Annotated in this window: 1 protein-coding gene; it reads left to right on the top strand. The window is 64.8% G+C overall.

What is annotated here, in order from left to right; genetic code table 11:
• Positions 1-88 precede the first annotated feature (88 nt).
• On the top strand, positions 89-26,686 hold the full coding sequence (locus AB0H93_RS42750) for a hypothetical protein (RefSeq protein ID WP_358582331.1): 26,598 nt from the start codon (positions 89-91) through the stop codon (positions 26,684-26,686).

Below are 26,686 nucleotides of genomic sequence, written 5' to 3' on the forward strand. Positions count from 1 at the left end.
CCTGGATGGTGGTGCGGAGCCGGGTGTTGCCGATGACTGGCTTTCCGGCACCCTGACCGCTGATAGCACGAAATCTGAAGGCGCGGAGATGTATTTGCGGCGCGTGGCGATTGGCGTGGCGCTGAGTGGTTTGCGGGACGAGGACGCCATCAATGGGGCGCTGCAAGGTGAGGTGGTTGAGGACGCGCTCAGCGGGGGTTACACCACCCGCAAATTGGCACCTCGGTTCAAGAGATCTAGTAAATGGTGCCTTCTCGTTCTTGATCCTTTCAGGAAGCAGTTGGCACTCGATTTGAACGCTGCGGTGGGTTCTCTGCGGCAGATTTTGGACGATGTGGAGGCGGACGCTGGCCTGCGGAGCGAATATGAAGCCAAGATCCAGCGGTGGTTGAATATTGGCCGGGCGACTCTCGCGGGGGTCCGTGATCGGGCAGCGGAAGTCGCCGCTGCTGTTCCGAAGTTGCGGCAGCGGGTCGAAGATGACGCGAGCGTGAAATTGCGGGAGCTTCTCGCGGGCGGCGAAGTCGGGTTAGCAGTGTTGGAGGGTGAACTCGGTCGAGATCGTGTGGACGGCGCGTTGCGTGACGTAGACCGGTACGTCGAGCAATGGCAGCAGCCATTGCAGCAGCCATTGCGGGAGGCGCTCGCGCATCGGCTGCTGACGAAGGGAATTAGTGAAGAGGCTGAGAGGAAAGCGGACACTGAGGCGTTTGTGGGGCGACTGCTTCGTCTGAGTCTCCTGGTGCCGGCTGGCGGGCTGCGACGGTCGGCTGATGTGAATACAACGACGGGGAATACAACGACGGGCCGTGGCTCGGCAGCGTCGGGAAGACCGCTGGTGCGAGAGCAGTCGTTGGCACCGGATTTGCAGGGGGAGATCGACCGGTTGAGCCAGCAGGTGGGCTGGTCCCGCGAGGAGGAGGACGCGGCGCGGTTGATTGTGCAGGGCACGCATGGCATCGCGTTGGCTCGTGGTGATGCTGCCTTGTCGTTGGACGATGTGGTGGCGCTGGTGGCGGCTAGGTACCGAGAGCTTGGCCGGGATCGCTGGGACGAGGTTGTGGAGTTTTCCCGGGCGCTGGCGGACGGGCTGGGTACGCAGGGCAGTGGGCTGGGCATCGGGGCCGGAGCGGGACCGGAGGAGTCGGGCGGGCCGGGACGAGGCCCGATCGAGGAGGCGCGCCTTGAGGCGTTGGAGGCGTCGGTGGCGCGGCTTGTTGCTCGGAGGACGCAGAAGTTGCAGGCGGAGTTGGAGCAGCTTCAGGCTCGGCAGGCGGAGTTGGAGGCGTTGACGGTGGGGCAATCGCACTCGATTCTGTCGATGGATCGGGCTGCGTTGCTGGGCCTTCCGGGTTTGCGGCGTGAGTGGGAGGGGCTGCCGGAGCGTATCGAGGCCGTGAAGGCGAAGTTGGCCGCGATTGGGCGTGCACAGGCCGGCGAAGGCGAAGGTGTTTCTGGGGAGGGGCAAGCTGCGGCATTGTCTGCGGGGATGATGGCGTCGTCCGTTTTGGACGATCACACAGTTAGACGGTCAGGGCAGTCTGCGGCGGCAGCCAAGCTGAGTGCGTTGATCAGTAACGCGAACGCTGGGCTGGAGAGGATGCGCCGGCAGGGGCTGCCAGGGGAGACGCTGTCAATAAACGGTGTGATGGCTGATGTGCAGGCGCGTATGGGGCCTCTCATGGGCGATGAGGGTATCCGGAATGTGGTGGCGTATCACATGCTGAGTCATCTGGGGGATGTGGCGGGCACGAAGAATTTCCTTCGAGATTTCTATGGGTTGGTCTGGCGCGAGCGACACGGGCGGGCCGAGGCGCAGTTGAAGGAGTGGCGCGGGGTCGCTGGTCCTGATCCTGACCGGTTGAAGGCTGGTGCGGACGGGATTTTGGGGCCGCTGAAGGTGTCGGAGCGATTCCGGGATGTGCTGGCGCACTGGTTGGGTGAGCATCCGGGTGACTGGCGCGGTGCTCAGGCGGTGCGAGTGGAACTGGCCGATTACCTGAGCGGTGACCCTGACATCGGCGTGGCGGCGAGTGGGTTGACTCGCGGCGTATTCGAGAAGGCGAAAGCGAACGAGGAGTTTTATTCTCAGAGCTCGCTAAAACAGGAGGTCGCGGATGCCGGTCAGGCGCTGCGGCAGTTGGCCGTCGACCGCGTGGACCGTTTGTATGCTTCGGCGAAGAAGGTCTTGGGGCCCCTTTACGAGTCGAAGCCCTTCCGGGATGTGATGGCACACGCGTTGATGACGCGGGATGATCAGCAGCTGCAACAGTTGATGGAGAATCCGCGGGCTGATCAGCAGGTGCAGGAGTTGCGGTGGAAACTGGTCCGTTATCTGGCTGGTGACCTGAGCGGCGGTGCGGACTCGAAGGCTGCCGACGACTTGCTTTCCGCCACGGTGGACCCGGAGCTTGCAGACAATGTTTCTGCTGGGAATGAGATTAATTTGCTGCGCGTGGCGGTTGGCGAGGCGCTTAGTGGTTTGAGGGGCAAAGAAGCTGTCGAAACCATGTTGCGAAACGAGGCGATCGAGGAAGCGCTTCATGGAGATTACGCCTCGGGGCAATTGGGGGCTATGTTCAATAGAAGGATTACATGGGACACGGAAATTCGTAGTGCTGCCAAGAAGAAGCTGTTCTCCGATTTGAAAGCTAAGGGGGAGTCCCTGCGGCAGATTTTGGTGGACGTGGAGGCAAGCACTGAACTGCGGAACGAATATGACGTCCATATCGCCCGGTGGATGAATATCAACAATCGGACGTATCTCAAAACGGTCCGCAGTCGGGTAGCGGAAGCTGAAGATGATTTTCAGCGGTTGCGGGGACGGCTCCGAAATGACGCGATACGGAAACAGAAGGAGATTTTCGAGGCGGCAGACAGCGGGTTACAGCGGTGGGAAGTTCGGCACGGTCGAGATCCTGTGGTCCGCGCGTTGGGTGAAGCAGCCCGGTACGTCGGGGGAATGCAGGATGACCAATTGCGGAAAGCGGTCGCGCATCGGCTGCTGACGAATGGAATTGATGAAGAGGCTGAGAGGAAAGCGGACGCTGAGGCGTTTTTGGGGCGACTGGATCGTCTGCGTCTCCTGGCGATGGCTGCGGGTGCGGGGCCGGCCCCGGGTGGGGACATGCTGCTGCAGTCCGCTGGCGGTGCGGGCTCGGAGACCGTGGATACGCGGCCGGAGTCGCCGGCCGACTCCGAATCCGGGCCGGAGCCGGCTGGCGGGCTGCCACGGTCGGCTGATGTGGATACAACGACGGGCCGGTCCGACAACCCCGATTCCCCGGAGCGGAATGACGTTCCGGGGTCGGAGACCACTGAGGCCGCGGTGGATGATCCGGCGATCGATGACACCGAGAGCGTAATGGCAGAGTTCCGGGAGGGGCAAGCTGCGGCATTGTCTGCTGTCGGGAGTTTGCCGGGGGGTGCCTCGGCGGAGGTTGTTAGGCCGGATGTGGTTGTTGAGTTGGCGCGGTTGCTTGGGCGTATGGAGGAGCATTTGGCGGCGTTGCCGGAGGATTTCCGTCCGGATGTGCGTGCCCAGGTCGCTGCTCTGCGGGAGGTGGCAGAGTGGGAACGCTGGACCCCGGAGGAGCTGCATAGCCTCGACTCGAAGCTGGAGGAGGTGCGGCAGGCCGAGGAGTATTTGCGGAATGTTCGGTCGTCAGAGGAGATTCCGGCGGGGACTATGGCGTCGTCCGTTTTGGACGATCACACAGTTGGACGGTCAGGGGAGTCTGCGGCGGCAGCCAAGCTGAGTGCGTTGATCAGTAACGCGAACGCTGGGCTGGAGAGGATGCGCCGGCAGGGGCTGCCAGGGGAGACGCTGCAAATAGACGGCGTGATGGCTGACGTGCAGGCGCGTATGGGGCCTCTTGTAGGCGATGAGGGTATCCGGAATGTGGTGGCGTACCACGTGCTGAGTCATCGGGGGGATGTGGAGGGCACGAAGAAGTTCCTTCGAGAATTCTATGGGTTGGTCTGGCGCGAGCGACACGAGCGGGCCGAGGCGCAGTTGAAGGAGTGGCGCGAGGCCGCTGGTCCTGATGCTGTGGACCGGTTGAAGGCTGGTGCGGACGGGATTTTGGGGCCGCTGAAGGTGTCGGAGCGGTTCCGGGATGTGCTGGCGCACTGGTTGGGTGAGCATCCGGGTGACTGGCGCGGTGCTCAGGCGGTGCGAGTGGAACTGGCCGATTACCTGGCCGGTGACCCTGACATCGGCGTGGTTGTGAGTGATTTGACTCGCGACGTATTCGAGAAGGCGAAAGCGGACGAGGAGGTAAGTTCTCAAATTAGCTCGATAAAACAGGAATTCGCGGATGCCGGTCGAGCGTTGCGGCAGAAGGCCGTCGAACAAGGTCAAGCTGCCGTGGCCCGTTGGCGCGCTGCCGTGGAGAAGGTCCTGGGGCCCCTTTACGAGTCGGAGCCCTTCCGGGATGTGATGGCACACGCGTTGATGACGCGGGATGATCAGCAGCTGCAACAGTTGATGGAGAACCCGCAGGCTGATCAGCAGGTGCAGGAGTTGCGGTGGAAACTGGTCCGTTACCTGGCTGGTGACCTGAGCGGCGGTGCGGACTCGAAGGCTGCCGACGACTTGCTTTCCGCCGCGGTGGACCTGGAGCTTGGAGCGGACGCGACTCGGTCTAAAGGGATGAAGATGTATCGGCGGCGCGCGGCGGTTGGCAGGGAGCTTAGTGGTTTGCCGGATGATGCTGCTGTCGACCGGGTGCTGCGAAGCGAGGTACATGAGGACGGGCTCCGCGGGGGTTACAACACCCAGGACGATTTGGCAACTCGGTTCAATAGAGCGCCGAGATGGGCTCAACCATCTATTGCTGAGGTCAGGCGTCGGCTGACATCCGATTTGCAAGGTGCGGTGGATTCTCTGCGGAGGATTGTGGAGGAGGCGGAGGAAAACACTGGTCTGTGGAACGAATATGAAGCCAAGATCGCGGATTGGTTGCCTATTTATCCGCAGACTGATCTTAAAGAGGTCCGCATCCGGGCAGGGAAAGCTGCCACTGCTGTTCAGGAGTTGCGGGATCGGCTCCGAAATGACGCGATACGGAAACAGAAGGAGATTTTCGAGGCGGCAGACAGTGGGTTACAGCGGTGGGAAGTTCGGCACGGTCGAGATCCTGTGGTCCGCGCGTTGGATGAAGCAGACCGGTACGTCGGGGGAATGCAGGATGACCAATTGCGGAAAGCGGTCGCGTATCGGCTGCTGACGAATGGGAATGATGGAGAGGATGCCCGGGCGTTTCTGAAGCGACTGGATCGTCTGCGTCTCCTGGCGATCGCTGTGAGTGCGGGCGCGGGGCCGGCGCCGGAGCCGGGTGGGCACATGCGGTCCGCCGACGATCCGGGGCCGGAGTCCGTTGAGGACACGCGGTCGGAGTCCGCTGAGGCTGTGGTGGGTGATGCGGCGATCGATGACGCCGAGAGCGACTTCGATGAGGAGGAGTTCGAAAATACGGTACGGCCAGCGTTGCGGAAGCGGCTGAAGGCTTTGCGTGGAGACGGGAAGCCGTCCGAGGGCACGATGCCCGCTGCGGAGTCTGCTGTGGACGGTGATGTTGTCTCGGCGGAAACCACAACGCCGCGTGAGGCGCAGGGGCGAATGGGGAAACCGGCCTCGCACGAGGCCATCTTGGAAGCGGCGAGCAAGGTCGAGTATCCGCCGGAGGTGGCGCATCGCGAATCGAGTTCGTCGAGAGGGCCCGCCGCGACCTCAGCCGCCCACGCGGACAACGGGAACTACCGGGCATCCGAGCACACGGACGACTCGATCGACCGGTTCTGGTCGGAGACTCCGTGGCGCGCCGAGGTGGACCGGGCCACGGCCGCGTTGCAGATGACGATTCGGGGCTTGCGGAGCTCCGCTGCGCAGACGCTGCGGCTCGGAGACCCGGACATCACCGAGCGGGAATCGGCGCTCACCGGGCCGGCGCGGCAGCGTGCCGAGGAGTTGCGCGCCGAACTGGTGGACCGGGTGGCACACCGGATTTCCCAGTCCGACCCCGGTGCGCGGCTGGGCTGGCCGGTCCACGACGACGCCACGAATCTGGCCAACGACCTTCGCAACTCCTATCAGGAACTGCTCGCCCACAACGCGTTCGACACCGAAGGGGACGGAAACCTCGGCCGGTTCCGGGAAGATTCCGCGGCGGCGCTCGCCGAGGCGCGCGACGGCCTGGACCGCGTCGCCGCCGACCTGGAGCAGCGCTGGCGCGACCGGGGCCGCGACCAACTCGGCATCTCGCCGGAGCCCGAGCACTCCCCGGCGGAGCGAGCGGTGCTGGACGACCTGGCGCTCGCGGTCGGGCGTCCCTATCACCAGCTGGACGCGCTGACCGCCGCGGCCTGGGCCGACGGGCGTCCGGAATCCGACGGCGCCGCATTGCAGAACTTCGCCGATGATCTCGCTGCCCGAGCGAGGGACGACTTCGGCTCGATCCGCGACCGGTTCGGCTCGCCGCCGGAGCAAGCCGCGGAAACCGTTTCGGAGCCGGGCGAACACCAGCAGGACGCCCCGGCGGAAGAGTCGCGCGAAGGCCGGCCTGACTCCGAAAGCGCGGAGACCAACGCCGAAGACCCCCACTACGATTCCGACAGCGACGCGGTCCCCGACGAGGGCTTCCGGTCGGATATGACGCCGGCGAAGGCGCGCGCGAGCCTGCAGCAGCTGGCTGGCAACGAGCGACCGAACTGGCACCGCATGCCCCCGTCCCTGCAGCAGCGGTTCCGCACACAGGCCGAATTGCTCCTGGGGCCGCTGGTGGAGACCGACCAGGGGCAGCCCGCGGCGCGTGAGCGGGCTGAGGCGTACGCCCAGTTGCGCGACGTGATCGCGCGCGAGCAGGCCAGCGGGGTCTTTTGGAACCAGACCGCCTCGCTGCGCAAGAACCTTCAGGCGTGGTTCAACCACGACGGGGTGGAGCGAGTCTCCATTGACCTTTCATTCGCGGAGGCCAACGAGCGTCGGGAGGCAGCCCAGGCGGGCGATGGACTTAACCGCGCGCGCACCGAATTCGAGCACCGGTGGAGCGCGGAACTCGGCCAGGGCGACCGGCAGCTGCAGGAACTCACCGACCCGGGCGAGCAGCGCGACCCGCTGGCCGGCCGGGATCTTTCGCCGCGCGATCAGCAGCGGCTGCGACAGCAGGTGGAAGCGGCACTGGCGTCGCGGTCCGACGAAGTCGAGACGCAGGCGCGGGAACACGCCGAGATGCTGGGCAGCCTGGTGTCCGCGCTGGCATCCGAGATGGACGCGGCCCGGCAGGTGGCCGAGGAACCCGAACTCGCTGGACGGCTCTCCGAGGAATTGCTGAGGGACGCGGAGGTCGAGCCGGGCGTGGCCGCGGCGCGGCTCGATGCGATCGGGGACCGGTTCGGTTCGGGTGTGGTCGAGGATTTGCGTGTGCGTGCCGAGGGGTTGCTGACCGATTCGGCGGATGGGTGGTCGACGGCGAACATTCCGGGGCCCGCGTTGCGGGTGCTGGTGGACGAGGTGGCCTCGACGCTGCTCCCGCAGGACGTCGAGTCGTCGGCAGTGCGGGAGTGGCGGGCGACCGAACTCGCCCGGAACACGGAGCACGCGAGGTCGCTGCTCGGCGAGCGGCCCGACCCGCTGCCGGATCGGGGCCCCACCCCGCGGGAACAGCACGAGCTGTGGCAGCGGATGGAAGCGGCGGTCGCGTCGCAGTTCGACGGCGTCGAGGCGCAGGCGCGGGAGCAGGCCGAGGTGCTGGGCGGCTCTTTGGCGGCATTGTCGACCGCGATGGACGTTCCTGCGCAGGTGGCCGAGGAACCCGAGCTGGTCGGGGAGTTGCTGGAGTCCACCGGAATCAAGCCGGGCGTGGCCGCGGCGCGGCTCGATGCGATCGGGGACCGGTTCGGTTCGGGTGTTGTCGAGGATTTGCGTGTGCGTGCCGAGGGGTTGCTGACCGATTCGGCGGATGGGTGGTCGACGGCGGACATTCCTGGGCCCGCGTTGCGGGTGCTGGTGGACGAGGTGGCCTCGACGCTGCTCCCGCAGGACGTCGAATCCACGGCCGAGCGGATGTCGCAGGAGTTCGGTGCGCTGAACCGGGCGGACGGCGAACTCGCCGGACTCCAGCGGCGTTTCCAGGAGCGTCGCGGCGATGTGATCGAGGGAGCCAAGAGGACGCTGGTGCAGATCGCCCGGGACGGCCGCGCCGCCGCGCTGGCGGCGTTGCGGCAGAGGGCGACCATCCTGGCGGGCGAGCCGCCGGAGGTGGTGCCAGGAGTCGGACCGGACGCTGCGACGCAGCAAGCGCTGCATCGGGACCTGGTCACGGTGCTGGCCGCGCAACTGGACCACTCACGCATCGACATCGAGAAAGACTTCGGCATTCTCGACCTGCGAGAGCGGGAAACGATGCTGAACCGGGAACTGGCGAGTTTGCGGCAGCGCTCCCGCGGTGCGGAACGGGCCCAGGCGGAGCAACACGTGACCGAGCAACTGCACAGGGTGCGAAACGACCTGCTGCGGAGGTCACGCGACAGCGTCGAAGAGCATGCGTGGCGCGCCACCACCGGTTTCCGGCAGGAGGCCGAGGCAATTCGGACCTGGACGCGTAATGGCCCGGTCCCCGCGGCCCACGGCGAGGGCTGGGGCGCGGACTGGCAAGACGGACCGAGCCGGCGTTGGGACAGCATCGGGTACAACGCCGCTTCGGACCACCTCCAGGAGCGGGTGAAGCAGTTCCGGCGTTCCTGGGCGACCGACGTCGAAGCCGGGCAGCGCGCCCTGGACAACCGCAGCGAAGAAGACCGCGCGAGCATCCTGGCCGAGGCCAAACGGCGCCTCGGGCCGCTCGCGCCGCAGGATGTGGAGCTCACGGAAGGCCGGGTCGACGGCGCCACGACGTGGTCGGTGGGCATCACCGGGGAACAGTTAGACGGACTTCGCGACGAGATGGCGCTCGCCCTCGCACCGTTGGCCGCCGAGCTGCACGACCTGCCAGAGACGGCCGAGCCCGCAGAACGGGAACGTATTGAATCGGGACTGCGCGGGATGCGGACGGCCCTGCTGCAGGGCCGCAACGCCGCGGAACTCGGCTTCGAAGGTCTGCTGCAGCACCAGCGGGTGGACTGGCTGGATCAGCGGTTCCAGCAGTGGCAGGAACCGGGGCACGGTCGCCTCCCGGACTACGAGCAGACCGCGGAACCGCCCCAGTACACCGAATCGGGACCGCCGCACTACGAAACCGATTCCCCGGACGCGGCCGCGTTGCAGCAGCTGTCCGACCGGTGGCGGGCAGCGTTCGACCAGGCCCGGCAGTCTCTGGACGAGCACGGGGACGCCGCACGGGATTGGCGGCAGCAGGCCCGGGAGATGCTGGGAGTCGAGCAGCGGGGCGTGCTGTCCCCGGACACAGCCCAGCAGTGGTCGGCATTGCACGACGGGATGGTCGACGCGGTTGCCGACGCAGGCCTGCGGCGCGGTCCGGAGGCGGCCGATGCGGTGCTGGCCAGGATGTGGACCGACGCCGTCGCGCACGGCGCCGATCGGTTCATGGAAGGCGGGCCGACAGCTCGGACCGTCGCCTGGCATGCGCGGGAATTGCGCACGTTGCCGGCGCAAGAGGCGCAGCACTGGCGGCACCGGGCGTTGGGCCGCGTGCTCCCGCCGCTCGACGCGAGCCGCGGGGAACTGCGGCAGTCGCAGCCGGCCCACAACGTGATGCTGGACGGGTTGGCGAACATCGCCCGCGAGAACCGCAACGTGATGACGCCCGTGATGGAGCGGTTCGCCGCCAGGTCGATCGTCGACCCCGACGAGCTCATGCGGCAGGCACCGCCGGAGGACTACGGTGCCACAAGGGATTCCGCGCAGCGAGCACTGGACACGTTGTTCGGCAACGCCATCCGCGATGCTCATGGGGACGAGGACGCGAACACCACCTCGTTGGCGGAGGCTGACTCGGCCACGCGGGCCGAGGCGTTTGATCACGCGGACCGCATTTTGGGCCCGACGCTTCGGGAGTATCAGCCGGCTCGGGAGCTGATGGCGCATAAGATCCTGAATTCCCGGAATGATCGAGCAGCTTGGGTGCAACTGCGTGCACAGCTGCAGCGCCAAATGAGCCGGCTGACGCGCATCCGTGCGGGTGCTGGGCCGGCCCCGGGTGTGGTTCCGGGACCGGAGGATCACGCAGGGGGCGGTGGTGCATCGGGATCTGTGCCTCGCTCTGCCCAGGTGCCCTTCGGTGAGCTGATGCCGCTGACGCGGCCGGCGGATCCGACGCGGGCGACCTGGTTCGACGCGTGGATGGGCGAGCATTCCGAAACCCCTCGGGACGAGACCTGGTACATGCGGGGTGACACACGTGTGTCGGTGGATGGGCTGGCGGGTGGTGGGCGTGTGGTCCTGAGCCCGGCGGATCTGGCGGGGCTGTCTGGGGCGGGGCGCGCGGCGGTTACCGCTTTTGTGACGGCGACAGGACAGGCCGCGCAACCACTGCTCGCCGATGTCGACGGTCGCGATGTCGAGGCGTTCTTGCGAGTGTTGGACTGGCAGGGCGTGTTGAGGCGTGCGCTGGTGGTGCGGAAGCGGAGCCGGGGAGAAGACACGCCATCGGAATCTGGCGAGGAGACGATGGATGCCTGGTACGTGTGGGGGGAGCATGCGGAGGGGGAGGAACCGAGTGCTGGTGGGCGGCTGGAGGGCTTGCGGCGTGCGTTTTTCCCGTCGGATGACCTTTCGGAGTCGGACGAGTTCTACGTGCATGTGGTGGATCCGGTGGGTGGTGGGGTGGCCTACGGGGTGGCCGATCAGGGGTTGTGGCGTCGGGGTCGTGATGTGGAGTGGGGTGAGTTGTTCGCGGTCCTGGATGGTTATGGGCCCGCGGAGTTGATGGGGCTGGTCAATCCGGAGGTGCGCCGGAACCAGCATCTGGCTCAGGCGTTGGGGGTGGATGAGACTACGGCGCAGGTGTGGCGGATGTGGTCCCACCTGCCCGAGGACTGGCATGCCGGGGCGTTGCGCCGGGCGATTCGCGGGTCCGTGGTTGGCAAGTTCGGCGGGCGGGAGGCGGTCAAGAGCCTGGTCGAAGACCTGGTGCCGGACTGGGCGCAGTCCCCGCAGCAGTTGCGCGCTCTGGGTGAGCTGATGGTGTACAGCAGCGGCGGTCGTCCTGCGCGTCGGGTCGACGATGGCCGTGACACGACCAGCGCGGCTACTTTCGAGGACGATCTCCGGCGGGTCGTGGCCTGGCTTGGTGGCATGGATCAGGTCGCGGAGCTGGCGGAGAAGGTTGCAAATCTGAGCGACGTCTACCGGGAGTCCATCGGTCTTCCGGCAGAGGCGCGAGGGCTCGGTCAGTTGTGGCATCACATCGCCTCTGTCGACGACCCGTGGTTTTCCTTCAGTGGTCAGAACTTTGATGACGCGCCCACGCCGCCCGGTGCCCGACCGGATCGGGAAATGGCGCGACGCGTGGCTGTGTTCTGGGCGATCGCCAAGAGCGAGTCCGGTATCCGGTGGCGGACGCGACGCACCTATGCCCTGGCACCGCAGCCTGCCAACCCGCGACACAGCCAGCCCGAAAAGGGGGAGCTGGACGTGCTGCGCAAGCTGGCCCAAGCCCTCGAAGGTCATGAGCGTGACTACGTCATTCAATTCTTCGGGTATGAATGGGAGGTCGCCATAGCGTTCGGCGTTAATCTGGAAGTCGTGCGCGAGTGGCGTCGCGGCCGTCCCGGTGATCGTGCGATGCTGCGCGGGATTGTGTTCGACAGGATTGTCGCGGCGTTCGGCGGGCCCGAGCGGACGGTCGCGGTGGCTGACCGATTGCGGGAGTTGGGCACCCGGATGGGCCTGAAGATGGCGGCCTCGCCAGGGCGGCCGCAGAACGCATCTGAGGCCGCGAAGGCAGTTTTCAGTTTGCCGATCACGCTGGATTGGGTGGCGTGGACTCTGGGCGACGTGGTGACCCACGTCGCCGAAGCCTCGGTTGAGGAATTGGTGCGCTACCTCGGCCCGGGCCGAGCAATCGAGGTGATCGACGCCGTCGGGGTGTCTGTAGACGAGTCGTATGTATTGCAGTGGCTGGCGGGCGTCGTCGAAGACTACGCGTCGTCTTCGACTACGCGTCGTCTTCGATACGCCGTCCTAGACAACGCGTCGAAGATGGCGAAGCTGCGCCTGGCTGTTCTGCGGGCTATCGCGGACGGGCTTCTCCAGCCAGCGCCGTCCAGGCTGGGGTGGAGCGAGAAGGGGATACGGGAGGCGGCGCGCCGTCTCGCGTGGGCCCATGCCACGGAGGGGCGCAAGTTCCCGTCCGACGCATTGGAACACGCATTGGGACAGTGGAATGCGGTGAACGACCCCCAACCGCGTCTGGGGCCCGAATCGCGAGAGGTCATCGATGGACTCGGGAAGTCGCTGAAGGCTTCGGTCAACTACATCGTTTTTCAGGTACTGCTCGGCAATGAGGTTGCGAAGGCCATGGTGGAGGGCTCGGGCATCGTGATTCCCGGCCCGGGTTCTGATGCGGCCACGCGGTTGCTGGAGCAGATCGCCGGCAAGCTCCACGCGGCGGGCGTGGTGCTGGCCAGCGGTGATTTGCGGCGGGTTGTGGGTAGTGCTGCGAGTGAGCGGTTCCAGGAGTACAACCAGGATGTTCTGAATCCTCGGCTGATTGGTGATCGCGATGCCATGCGTGAGTTCATGCAGAAGACGACGAGGCCCGCAAATGGTTATTTCGTGCTGAGGGTGCCGCCGAAAGGCTCGCAGAATCCCCCGCGGGCGCAATATGTGCGAAGCTATCAAGTCCTTGAATCTCGTAACTTTTTTGAAGGTGGGCAGGCGCACTACTACCTGCACGCGATTGAGGACGGTGGTCAACGGATCGATCCCGATTCGAAGCTGTCGCGGGAGGTGAGGGCTGTCGCGGCCGCAGACCTTGATTGGTGGGCTCAGCTGGGCGGTCTACGCGCCTCGGTTGCCGACGGTGTGGGCTTGATAGGGACCAGCGACAGAGACGATTCTGGAGCGTCCGTTTTGCCGCGGGACGTCCCGGAGCGGACAGTGACAGACATCGTGAAGCTTCTGGGAGGGGAGGCGCAGGTCGAGTGGCTGGATAGCCAGTTACCGCGGATTGAGGAGTTGCTTGAGGAGTTGCTTGAATTGCCGGCGTCTGTACGGCTGGAGCGACTCGGCGACCTCGTGACGATTATCAACGGCCTCACGAGCAGCCAACTGCGCAATCTCACGGGTCGCCGCAACCCCACCCGGGCTTACTTTGGCGGCGATGGGCGCTTGAGGCGTGCCGCGTTGGAAGCTGTTCCTAACCTGCTCAAAAAGAAGGACATCAAATGGTTGGGCAGTGTCGCCAAGTTGTACCCAGGGACGGTGAAGGAGAATCCGCGGCTAGCCGAGGATTGGAAGGATGTGAACGACAAGCTGGCTCGGGAGTGGACCGGTTCACGAGCGGCCATCGGCCGTGTGTACGGCGAGGCTGGACTTCGCCTGGTGGATCAGATCCTGCTGGGCCATCACCGTAGAGGCGGTGACGTTCACGAGCAGTTGGTGTGGCTCGCGGAGCGACTGGGCCTGGATGATTTGCGCGACAAACGGGGCCTGCTGGGCGGAGCGCCGACAACGTCCGCCCCGCTGGATCAGGAGGCTGCCGCGCGGAAGGAGGAATCGGAAGGTTCGGACACCGACGACAACGACGGTGACGACGGTGATGCTGTCTCCACTAGCGATAGCGGTTCTGTCCGGGGTGATGGTTCCCGGTCGTTGGATGGTGACGATGGCGAGGTACGGGCTGGTCAGGTCGACGGCCCGAGGGTTTCTGGGCGGGATGCCGGGCCGGGCCGTGGCGAGCGTAATGAAAGCTCGAGTCGGGAAAGTCGGTCCGAGGATCAAGTATCCGAGTCCAGTGTGGACAGTGGGACGAACCCTGATCCGCTGGTGCAGAGCTTGCAGGTTGCGCGGACTGAGTTGGCGGAGGCTGACTCGGACAGGCGGGCCGAGGCGTTTGCTAACGCGGACAGCATTTTGGGCCAGACGCTTCGGGAGTACCCGTCGGCTCGGGAGCTGATGGCGCACCATTTCCTGAGGTTCCGGAATGGAGAGGCTGCGGAGCAACGGCTTGAACAGCTGCAGCGCCAAATGAGCCAGCTGACGCGCATCCGTGCGGGCGCGGGTCCGGGGCAAGGTGTGGTTCCGGGACCGGAGGATCACACAGCGGGCGGTGGTGCGTCGGGCGGTGGCGTGTCGGGATCTTCGTCGGATGCTGTGCCGCGCTCTGCGGGGGGAGCACAGCAGGCCCGGAGGATCGGGCGGACGGCCAGGCCAGGACCAAGCCGGACCGAGAAGCCTGGGGAAAAGAGGGCAAGGGAGCGCGATAGGGCGGTGCGGCGTGAGCGGATGGGGCAGTTGCGGACGTCGCTGGAGGAGCTGAAGGCTAGCCAGGCTGAGTTGGCGGGGGTGTCGGCGTCGGTTTTGCAGGCGGATCCGGATGAGTTGTCGGCCTCGGATGCGGCTAAGCGGACGGAGTGGGAGTCGGTTCTGCAGGCGGACTTCGCGGAATTGTCGCAGTCCGATAAAAACAGGCGTACGGAGTGGGAGGAGCTGCAGGAGCGTATCGCGCTGGCGCAGGAGGAGTTCGACGGGCTTGCGGCGAAGGATAAGGAGTTGCGCGAGCAGAACGCGGCGGGCATGCGTACGTATAGGGAGAGGCGGCGGTGGGCTGCGGCGGAGCGGCGTGAGCGGATGGGGCAGTTGCGGACGTCGCTGGAGGAGCTGAAGGCTAGCCAGGCTGAGTTGGCGGGGGTGCCGGCGTCGGTCTTGCAGGCGGACTTCGCGGAATTGTCGCAGTCCGATAAAAACAGGCGTACGGAGTGGGAGGAGCTGCAGGAGCGTATCGCGCTGGCGCAAGAGGAGTTCGACGGGCTTGCGGCGAAGGATAAGGAGTTGCGCGAGCAGAACGCGGCGGGCATGCGTACGTATAGGGAGAGGCGGGCTGCGCGGCAGGGGGCTGCGAAATGGTCTGCTGGCGGTGGGGCTTCGTCTGCTGGTGAGTCCGCTGATGCGGCGGCTGAGCTGGGTGCGTTGATCAGTAAGGCGGAGGATGGGTTGCAGAGGATGCGGGATGAGAAGCGGTCTGTTTCTGTAGGCGGGGTGGTGGTAGGCGTAGACGGTCTGATTGCTGATATGCGGGCGCGTGGGGTGGGGGAAGTTTTTGGGGGCGATGACCGTCTCCTGAATGTGGTGGCTCATTACAAGTTGAGTCATCCGGAAGATGTCCAGGGCGCCCGGGAGTTGCGGGAACGGCTTCGTGGGTTGACGGCAGTGGCGCAGTTGGATGAGTGGGCGGGGATCGCTGGTCGTGAGGCTGTGGGCCGGTTGTTGGCTGATGCGGACGGGATTTTGGGGCCGTTGACGGTGTCGGAGCGGTTCCGGACTGTGCTGGCGCACTGGTTGGGCGAGCATCTGGATGACTGGCACGGTGCCCAGGCGGTGCGCGCGGAAATGGCCGCTTACCTGGCCGGGGACCCTGGCATTGGCATGGCGGCGAGTGGTTTGGATCGCGACGCGTTCGAGAAGATGAGAGCGGAAGAGGCGCGTTGGCAGGAGGCTCATGCTGGGAACCAGGCGGATGCTGGGGCCGTTACCGTCGCCATGCGTGAGGACGTCACCGTCGCGATGCGTGGGGACGTTGTTGATCCGGGACTGAGCCTTATTTATCGGGTCAGTTCGGCAAAGCGGACGTTCGCGGATGCTGGCAGGGCGTTGCGGCAGTTGGCTACCCAGGAAGAAGATGGTCAACGTGTGGTGGATGGTTTGGACGCCACCGCGGCCGAGGTCTTGGGGCCCCTTAAGGCGTCGCGGCCGTTCCGGGATGTGATGGCACACGAGTTGATGACGAACTCGCGGGATAGTCAGCAGGTGCTGGATTTGCGGTGGAAACTGGTCCGTTACCTGGCTGGTGACCCGGATGGCGGTGCGAAGCCGAGTGCTGCCGACGGCTGGATTTCCGCCACGCTGACCGCGACTGAAAACAAGCATATTTCTCATCGGCGCGTGGCGATTGGCAAGGCGCTGAGTGGCCTGCGGGACAAGGATACCGTCAAACGGGACAAGGATACCGTCAAACGGGACGAGGATACCGTCATAGAGGTGCTGCGAGTTGAGGCACTTGAGGAAGCGCGCCGCAAGGGTTACAAAACGCGCGATTTTGCAGATCTGTTCAAGAGGCACCAGGGCTGGGCTAAGGAAATTCTTGAAAATGTCAGGGAGCAGCTGACACCCGATTTGCGCGCTAAGGTGGAATCTCTGCGGCAGATTTTGGCGGATGTGGAAGCAAACGCTGACCTGCGGAAAAAGTATGAAGCCAAGATCCAGAAATGGTCGAATATTGATCGGAAGTCTGTCGCAGTAATCCGTGATCAGATAGGGGAAGTCGCTGCTGCTGTTCCGGAGTTGCAGGAGGAGGTCCGAAATGATGCGATAGGGAATTTGCGCGCTGCGGTGGGTTCTCTGCGGCAGATTTTGGCGGATGTGGAAGCAAATGCTGACCTGCGGAAGCAGTATGAAGCCCATATTGAGCAGTGGTTGAATATTGATGGGAAGTCTGTCGCAGTAATCCGTGATCGGATAGGGGAAGTTGCCGCTGCTGTTCAGGGGTTGCGGGAGTGGGTCCGAAATGACGCGAGAGGGAAATTGCGAGAGATTCTTGCGGAGGAGAACAACGGGTTAGCACGATTGAAGGTTGAACTCGGTCAGCAACTTGTGGTCCGCGCGCAGGACTACGTAGACCAGCACTTCAAGCTCGAGCCAATGGAGGAGCCATGGCGAGATGCGCTCGCGCATCGGCTGCTGACGGATGGAGTCGGAGCGGATGAGAAGATAGCGAATGCTCGGGCGTTTTTGGAGCGACTGCGTCGTTTGAAGGTCATGGTGATGGCCGTGCGGGCGGGTGCGGGTCCGGCCCCGGGTGGGGACATGCTGCCGCAGTCCGCTGGCGGTGCGGGCTCGGAGACCGTGGACGCTACGCGGTCGGAGTCCACCGAGGATGTGGTGGGTGCCATCGAGAGCGGTGGTGGTTCGGCTGCGGGGACGTTCGGGCTGCGGAGTCAGGGGTCCGTGGAGGGGTTCGACCAGGGGGTCGACCCCGCCTGGTTTGCCGATATCACCTTTGGCAGTGGTGATGGTGCCCGGTCGTTGGACGCCGAGCCGGGCCCTGGCACATTCACTGACGATGCGCGTGTGGGTGCTGCGGCGATCGATGACGCGGAGAGCGACTTCGATGAGGCCGAGCTCGAGAAGATGCGGGATGAGTCGCTGGAGCGGCTTGAACGCTTGCGCGAAAACGGGGAGCCATCCGAGAGCTCAATGCGCGCCACGGGGAGCAGCAGTCGGGTCGGGTCCGATGACGGGTTCGACTCGCCGCCGACCAGTATCGACCCGACCCGCCAGGACAGACATCGGTCGCAGATCCCCAGGGATCTCCGCCGTAGCGAGTCGATGGGCTCGGCGCAGCAGATCGCCCAGACGGTCGGAGCAGATCAGGTCGTCCAGGCCGTGCGGGGATTGGTGCCCGAGGACACCGATCCGGACGACTTCGAGTCGGTGGAGCATGCCGTGCTGAACAAGATCGGCAGCTTGCGTGGTGAGGGCAAGGTGTTCGAAGTCGGCGGTGTGTCGGTGCGGGTCCAGGCCAGGTTCGACTGGGGCCGCAGCGAAGCCGTGGAAGGAAAAGCCACCGAGCAGTCGGCCACCTCGACCGCCGGTCACAAGGCGAGCACGACGACTGCGTCCAGCCATCGGCCGAGGTACCAGCAGCTCTTCTTCGTGCCCGCCGTGCCTGGAATTTTCGCTCTGGGCCTCGTCGACCTGCCAACTGGCCTGGCCTCGAACCGCGTCACGAGCCACGCCGGAACGCACAGCCAGTCGATGCGCATCGCGCTGCCGGAGCGTGCAACCCCGGGCAGTGACAGTGAATACGCCGGCGCGCAGCCGGTGTATGTGCCGGTGACGTTCCGGGTTTCCCGGGTTGACAGGGACGGCCACGACACTGGTCCTGTCGCGATCGTCGGTGGGCGCGATCATCCTGACGCCGACCCGGTCGGCACCACGTTGAGCGTGCCCACGGGATTGCGGCCGATCGCGCGTGAACGCGCTGTACCGATGCCGAATGAGCTGCCTGCTTCGGTGCTGGAGGACGCTACGGTCAGGCAGTCGACGCGCGGTCTGTACCAGGGCAAACCCTTGCGGGCGAAGACGAATTCCGGGGAGCCGCCGACCATCTACGACCAGGTGGCCGCCCAGCTTGGGTCGCTGGACAAGGACTCGCGGAAAGCCCTGCGGGAGTTCCTGGGCCAGGACAATGTCAAACGGATGTTGCCGGACATGCGGGTGAGCGAGCAAGCGGCAGCCGCCGGTCGGGGCTGGGTTACGTTGGAGACGCCGCTGCGCTCGAGTAACCCGCTCAAACGCCTGCTGTCGAGCCGCACCCAAAGTGTGCAGATGCGGGCCGTCGCCCGGCAAGTCGGCTATCTCGAGACGATAAACGACGCACTGGCGGAGTCGGCCTCCGATGCCGGCACTGAAGCGCTGAACGTTCACGGTTCGGGGCGTAAGGGTGAGGGCTCGGGAGCCGTCGGGCCCGCCGTGGATGTCGGGTTGCTCACCGCGGCCGCAGGCCCCTTTGCCATGGGCGGTGGTGGCCACAGCCGCGACCAGGAGTCCAAGACCTCGTCGAAGGTCAGCGAGACCGCTGCCCGCAAGGTCCAGATCGTTCGCTACCGCACTGCGTATGACTGGGAGATCCGCACGAACGGTGGGTCCCCGATGACGTTCGCCGACGCCATCGACGGCTTGCACTGGACGCCGTCGGAGTTCGCCCGGGCGGCCGGGCTCGTGAGCGAGGACGGCCAGCCGCACCCGAATCGCGTGGCCGGCATTACCCGCGCGGCGCTGGAGGCCAGTGGTGCGGGCGCGAAGCTCGCCAGGATCCTTCGCGATACGGCGCATAAGATCCCAGACCATCACCGGTGGTCGTTTTGGCGGAACACTGATCTCGTCATCGATTTCGACAATCCCAAGCTGGCCAAGGGAATCTCGCGCAATGCCAGCGAGCAGTTGGCGCGCGGTAATCAGATCGACAGTTTGCTCTCGGGCAACACGTTGTCGTCCCCGAGTGTGGTCGAGGAAATGCTCACCGATCAGGCCGCGTCGATCGAGATGGTCGAGCACGGTCGGGGACACGACTATCACGTATCGCTGAAGGTGGCGGCGGAGGTGCTCGACGTCCGGGATATGGACGTCGAGGAGGCGGATGCTGGGGTGACGATTGCCGAATCGGAGTCCGCCAAGCACAGCAGGAGCGTGTCGTGGAAGGCCGGGGCAGGTTTCGTGGCCCGCGTCTACTCGACGGTGGCTGGCCAAATGTCCCTTGTCACCAGCTACCACAAGTTCGGTTTCGAGCGGAGCAAGTCCTCCCACATTGGGGAGGGCACCGTGCTGTCCTTCGGCGGCAATCGGGGCAAGGAGCCGGCCGCCACCGGTGGAGTGGGCAAGGAACCCCGCAAACGGGTGGCCTTCCGGGTGCGGTACACGGTGTCGGGCACGCACTGGCAGGAATGGAACCAGCTGGCCAAGGGCCTGTCGATCGGCCGGCCGGGGATGCACACGCCGACGGAAAATCAATTGCCAATCGTGGACACCTTGGCCCAGAAGGAGGATCGGGATCCGGGTGTCGTGGCCACCGACATCGTCGTCGAACTCCCCGCGTGGCAGGCCGATCAGCTCAAAGCCGAGTTGAAGAAACTGCGCGATGATGCCGTCAAACCCGTCGACCACACCGTGGTTACCTACGACGACAAGACGATGCGGCAGGGACTTTCCCGGGTCTACGACGGTACGCAGGTCGTATCAGCGCATGGTCTCAAACACCTTCGGGAATCGGCGTTCCGGCAGCTCAGGGAACTCTCAGGACACTCGGTCTGGGAACTCGCCGAGAATGCGGACCTGGTCAATAGCGGGATCTCGCTGGCAGAGGTGCGTGGGACTCCGCGCTCCGGAAGCAAGAAGGTCCGGATTCACGGGCTGAAGACGACGAAGCGCCGCCAGGAGCAGCATGCCGTGGTCGAGTATTCGCGCATGATGCTCAACCCCACGCCGGTGCGGGATAGTGACGGTAATCCGGTCAAGATCTGGGAGCAGCCGACGCGGTCGGTGACCGGTGAGCGCACCACCGAAAGCAGCAAGACCGGCACCTTCTCCTGGTTCAACTCCATCGAGCCCGTGATGGCCGCGGTGGATGAGAACACCGGCGTCATGGCCGGTACGGTCATCGAAGAAGTGGCCCCGGGGAAGGGCAGCTATCTCCGCAAGCGGGGACATGAGATCGACACCAGCCACTCCCGGTCGGAGACGGGTAAACCGCGCGAACGCCACCTGGTCACGGTGGATGTCGTGAATACCGTCGGCGTCGAGGTAAAGACCATTGGCAAGATCGACCGAATGGGGTTGTTCAAGGGCAAGCCGCCCGTCCGCTCCGCCGAGCGGTTCACGCTGCCTCAGTCGAAGACGGTTTTGGTCGACGACCGGCAGTTGCAGGAGATGATGACCAGGACGGCCGAGTTCGAGGCGCAGCGGGCACTCGAAGCCGAAAAGAAGGAACCGGAGGTTTCCACCAAACCGCTCGACTCGCCTATGGACGTGGCGCCGGTGCCCGACGGGCACACGCTGGCCACCCCGTCCTGGAGCCGAGGGGTCACCGAACCGGTGGATTTGAGTGGCCAGATTCGGTTGCTGCGCCGGCAGATTTCCGACCGACTGGGCCCCGACGCGGCCGAGGCGCTGTTGCCGGTTTCCCCGCAGGGCGACCCCCTCGGTAACGACCGCTCGGCCGAGCATTTCCTGTCCAACGTGCAGGCCAAGCTCGGCGACCTCGAGAACGGGGGAGCCAGCACACAACTGCGGTGGGAAGAAGGCAGGTGGAAGGGGCATACCTACGAACTCCACGTGGGGGCGGAACTGCTGGGTGCGCCGGAGGCGGAAGGGATCAAACACGGCGAACTCGCGACGTCCAGCGCGGCGTCCATCGTCGCCAACAAGATCCGCAGCGCCACCTGGGTTGTCCTTGAGTTCATGACGGGCGGCATCCCGGGCGTCGCGTTGCACGGCCCGGATTCTTCGGGTGGAGCCGGTCCAGTGGGCGGCGAATCGATGCCGCAGCACGGGCCGTCCTACGGCAGGCTGGGTCTGGGATTGATCCACGTCGCCGAGTGGTTGAAGCAGGTCCGTGGCCGCACGCAGACCGAGGCCACGAGTTACACGAACTCCGAGAAGGTCGCAGGTGCGCTGGCTTCGCACCGCGCCGACGTGCTGTTCGACGTGCGCATCGAGCGCGACGGGGAACGGATCGCCGCAGCCCCGGACGTTCGCACCGTTGGGGTGAGCACGGCGGTCGAGGACGCCCTGCCAGCGGATCTGGCCCAGCGGTCCCGCGCGGCGGAGATCACCGATCTGACGGCATCGCAGGCAACGGACGAGGCCATCCAGCGCTGGAAGACCGACGACGACGCCGAGGTTCTGCCCGGTGCCAGCGAGTTCCGGGCGGTGGAGTTCCGCGGTCTCGTCGAGGACCTGGTCGCCGCCGGCGAGCTGGCGATCACCTCCGCCGGGGGCTCGGTGACCGCGGAGGCGCGCCGGAGCTTGCGGGCGTGGTTCACCCCGCACCGCTTGGAGGCGTTGCTCGGCCGCTTTGCAGATCCGGACGCGAAGTCTGTGTCGGTCCAGCTGCCGCCCGGGCTGGGCGTGAACCTGGACCTATACCTCAAGATTCCGGATCGGGGCGCGCTCGCGTCGACGAGCGGACGAATCAAACTGGATGGCGCGGAGCCGAACAGCCATTCGGCCGACGAGAAGGAGCGCGGCTCGGGCAGTGGCCATGCCGTGGCCGTCGCACCGTTTTTCGCCGGGGGTGTGTCGCATCCTGAGGGGGCGAAGACCTACGAGGAAGGCCGGCACGCGTTCGGCCAGGCGGGTGACTGGAACCTTCCGCTCATTTCCCGTGGTGGGCACGAATCCGAAATTGAACACAAAGAGGAATCCGAGACGGACGACGAATCGAATCCCACGGAGAGTGCGGACTCTCCGTGGGAGGACATCACCAGCACCTGGTTGCACGGCGCGGAGTTCCTCATGGTCGCCACACCCGCGGAGCACAGCATCGGCAAGCGGCGAGCGGCCGTCAGCGCCACGTTCGAGTCCGGTTACGTGATCCGCCGCAGCGACCGCGGCAACGAGCTGCCGGACGAGCTGGTGACCGCCACGAGGAAGTTCGCCAAACGGGACCAGGAGTGGACCTCCGCGATCGACCAGCAGCGCGTCGCGCACTTCACCCTGTCGCAGGCCACGCAAGCCGCACAACGGGCGGATCGCGAGGAGCTGCCGGCAGCCGAGGCACGCAAGCACGCGGCGGAGCAGGCTCGGGACGAAGCGGACGCGCGTACACAGATCGCGGAACGCAAGTGGTGGCAAGCCAAGCAGCACTACGAGACCCAACTCGCCCACGCCCGCACCGGTGATCCGGCGCTTGCGGGTGCCCCAAGCGACGCGAGCGTGACCATCCGCAAGGATGCCCAGGGACGGCTGCAGAACCGCTACGCCATGTTCCCGGTGGGGGGAAAGGCCCGCGATGCGAAGCGGGAGGGCCGCCAGCCCCGCGCCCGCTACGTCGTGCGCGGCGATCTCGACAGAAGAGCCGATGGCGCATCGCAAGCCGCGCGCGATTTCTCCCTGGTCACACATGACCTGGAAGCCATGCTTGACCTCGCGCAGAAGGACCGCCCCAAGGAGGCCCGTCTCAAGGCCGACGAAGCCGGACTGATCGCACAACCGCAGTTCCTGCACGCTGAAGGGCCGACGCGGGTGGAGATCTGGATCGAGCCGGGACCGCTCGTCCGTGATCCCGCGGAATCCCAGCTCAGTCCGGACGGCCTTGGGTGGACCCGTGAGGACTTGCGGAGCGAGGCGGAACGGTCGAGGCCGCTCTTCAGCAATCTGACTGCATTCGAGCAGGAGTCGTTGCGGTGGCAGGCAGAGGGGATCCTGGCGAGGTACCACGCTTTTAGCGCCCTGGACGGCCGGACCGCGGATGAGCTTCTGGCGTTGCGCAACGACATGGCAGCGGTGTTGGCGCTGCCGCTGTCACAGGACAACCAGCGGCTGGCTGAGGAGCTGTCGCGGAACCTGGCGCAAGAGTTCCACACCGCTCGGCGGACGTCGATGCGCCCGAGTCCGAAACCGGATACGGCCAAGACGGTTCGGACGCCGAACAATGGTCCCGCTGAGGATCGGCCGGGGCCGTCCCGCGCAGCGGCGAAACCGGGGCTGGATGATGCGCGACGGCGCCTGCCCCGGCCCGGTGAGAGGCAGGCCAGTGAGATCGCCTCCACCGCGACAAACTCCCCTGCGGACGGCGATCCAGTACGTAGTCCGTCGGCTTCGGGTAACGAGCAAGCGTTCAACGCCCCGGAGGCGGAACCGCAGGGGCCGGTGGTGCTGCCGGCAGAGGGTTCCGGGCTGCGGCGTGAGGACTCGTGGGCTGGGCTGCCGGCCGAGGTGACAGGTCCGAAGCGCCAGCCTCGCACCGGGCAGGCCGCCGGCACGAAAAGGACGTCGGGCGAGGCCGGCGAAAATACTGGGGCATCCAAGCGGAGCAAGAAGGAAATAACCGCTGCCGGGAAACAGAAAGAAAAAGCGAAGTCTGATCAGGAGAAGAAAGCTGAGACTAAGATATACAACGCGAAGTATCGTCAGGAAAATAAGGAAAAGATCGCGAAGTATTATCAGGAGAATAAGGCTCGGATAGATAGAAAATCTGCGAAGTATTATCAGGAGAATAAGGCTCGGATAAATAAAAAATCCGCAGAATATCGTCGGGATAATCCGGGCAAGGTTAAGAAACTCGCCGAAGATTATCGCCGGAATAATAACGACAAGATTAAAGAAAATCGCGCGGCTGCCCGTCGGTTGCCTGCTGAGAGGATTGAGGCGTTGTCGGCGGTGCTCAATCGGGATTCGTATCAGCAGGCTGAGCTTGATTTGTGGTGGGAAATAGTTGCGGACGAAAAGGAGGCCAAATCGCTGGAAAACAAGATAGCTGTAAGGAAAAAAAAGGCTGCAAGGGAAAAAAAGGGTGAGGAGTGCGATGATCTTAAGGAGATGTTGAAGGAGACGAGGGACAGGCTGAAGAAAAACAGGAAGGAGGTGAAGTTGCTGGCCCGGGGGGAGGCTGAGCCTGGGGGGACTGCGGGTGTGGGGGCGAGTGGGCAGCAGGATGCAGCTCACGGTGCGGTGTTGGGGGAGGTTGAGGACGACTTCGATGTGGATGCGTGGCTTGCTGGCGCGGATTTGGATGTGTCGCGGGGTGGGGCGGATGCTGGGGTGTTGGGCGAGGAGGATGCTGCGGTGATGCTGGAGGAGGACGTTGCTTACAACGAGTTTGTCGCGACGTCCCTGCGGCAGGATGCGGGCGTGAACGCAAGTGGGCAGCAGGACGTTGAGGACGTTGATCTCGAGGTGTGGTTTGGGCAGGCGAATGCGGATTTGGATGTGTCGCAAGGTGGGGCGGATGCTGGGGTGTTGTTGGAGGAGAACGTTGCTTACAGGGAGTTTGACGCGACCGCGTGGACTACGTTCTCGCAGCAGGTTCCAAGTGAGAATGCTGGGGCGGATGGGGTTTTTGGGGAGTTTCTTGGTGATTTCGGGGATACTGGGTTGTTTGGTGGCGCAGGGGATGGTCTGGTTTTTGGTGAGCCGTTTGTGGATGGGGGGTTGTCGGGTGGTGTGGTTTCTGGGGTTTCGGGTAGGGGTGAGTCGGCGGGGTCTTGGTCTCGGTTCTTGTCGGGGGTGAACCGGGACAATTATTTCTCTGGGGATGAGCGTTATCGGGTGAATTGTTTGGAGTCTTCTGTGGCGTTCCACAATTCTCTCGTGCTTGAAAAGCAGGTTGAGGCGGAGCCGGCTGGTGATGTTCGGGATCCAGGTCGGTTGGTGGAGGCTGGTGGGAAGGCTTGGCGGGTGGGTAGTTTGGCCGAGGCTGAGGGGCATGTGCAGAGTTTGCCGGTGGGTCGCGATGTGTCGGTGATCTTCCAGCAGGCAGACGGTAGTGCGCATGCGATCAATGCTGTGCATGTAACGCAGGGCGTGGTCAAACTGGGGGATGCGCAGAAGGGGGAGGAAGCCGAGGAAACTGATGTCTTGACGGCGACTGGGGTGTGGGTGGTTGAGCTGCCGTGGAGGCCGGTGGTGTTGCCGTCCGAGGGTTCCGGGCTGTGGCGTGAGAGCTGGGGGGCTGGGCTGCCGGCTGAGGTGACAGGTCCGCAGCGTCAGCCTCGCGCCGGGCGGGATGAGGTTGGTGGGAGTTCTTCCGCGGGGTCCAAGCGGCGGAGAGTGAACGGGCCGGCTGGGGATGGTTCCAGGAATCAAGGTGGCGAGGGCGATGGGTCTGCGCCGGTGGGTCAGGCGGCACCGCTGGACGAGCGGGCGTTGGCGAGGAAGCTGAAAAGGAAAAAATACGACGCGGCGAGGTACCAGAGGAAAAAGGCTGACCCCAATTGGGAGGAGGAAAAGAAGGAAAGCAACGGTGTGGCTTGGCGACGGGCGGAGAAGAAGGCTGCCGACGATGCTAAGGCATTGAAGGCGAAGGCGGCGACGAAGGGGCTGACCGAGGAGGAGGCAAAGAAGCTGGAGGAGCTCCTGCCGAGGGCGCAAAAGTTTTGGGAAAAGGATGAGAAGCATAAGAAACAGACTGTGGCTCGTCGGCAGGAAATTAAGGCCGCCGCCGACACTGCGCTTGCGGAGTTGAGGGAGTTGCAGAGTCAGGGGGAGCTGCCTTCGTGGCGGCTGCCCGAGCTCGAAGTGCGGGAGGAAATAAAAAGGTACGAAGACGAGGCAAATAGACTGGCGGTCGCGTTGTCGAGGGGGAGAAAAAAGACTGAGGAAAGCAGGGGTGAAATCAAGACGTTGGAGGCGTCGGAGCTGCTGATCGATGCTGAGCAGGAGCGCCTGCGTACGTTGCAGGACGAGGTGGATGACTGGGATTATTCTCAGCAGAAGTTGCAGGAGGTGAGGGGCAGCCTGGCCGAAAAGAATGAGGAGCTGGAGTCGGTGCTGGCCCGGGGGGAGGCTGGGGCGGGGCGGATTGCGGATGTGGGGGCCAGTGGGCAGCAGGATGCGACGGTGCCGGGTGCGGCGTTGGGGGAGCTTGGGGACGACGTCGATGTGGATGCGTGGCTTGAGCAGGCGAATGCGGATTTGGATGTGCCGCAGGGTAGGGCGGATGCCGGGGCGTTGGTGGAGGAGGACGTTGCTTACAGGGAGTTTGCCGAGACCGCGTTCTCGCAGCAGGATGCCAGTGAGAATGCTGGGGCGGACTGGGCTTTTGGGGGGGTAGTGCCGGCTGGGATTGCGAGGTTGGCTGAGGTGACGGGTCAAATGGAGCAGCACTTGAACACGATGCCGCTGGAATTCAACCCGTACGGTGTGCGTGAGTACGTCGAAACTTTGAAGCAGTGGGTGCGCCAGGGACACTGGGCTCCGGCGGAGTTGCAGACAGTTGAGTTGCGCTTGCCTGAAATTCAGGCGATGGAGAGGAAGTTGCACAACATTCGACGGGCGAGAGGTGGGTGA

Source organism: Saccharopolyspora sp. NPDC050642 (genome assembly GCF_040654735.1).
Taxonomy (GTDB): Bacteria; Actinomycetota; Actinomycetes; order Mycobacteriales; family Pseudonocardiaceae; genus Saccharopolyspora; species Saccharopolyspora elongata.

What these genes read in the sequence shown, in the direction of transcription:
- AB0H93_RS42750 (WP_358582331.1), top strand. Translation starts at nt 89, where the DNA reads ATGTATTTGCGGCGCGTGGCGATTGGCGTGGCGCTGAGTGGTTTGCGG.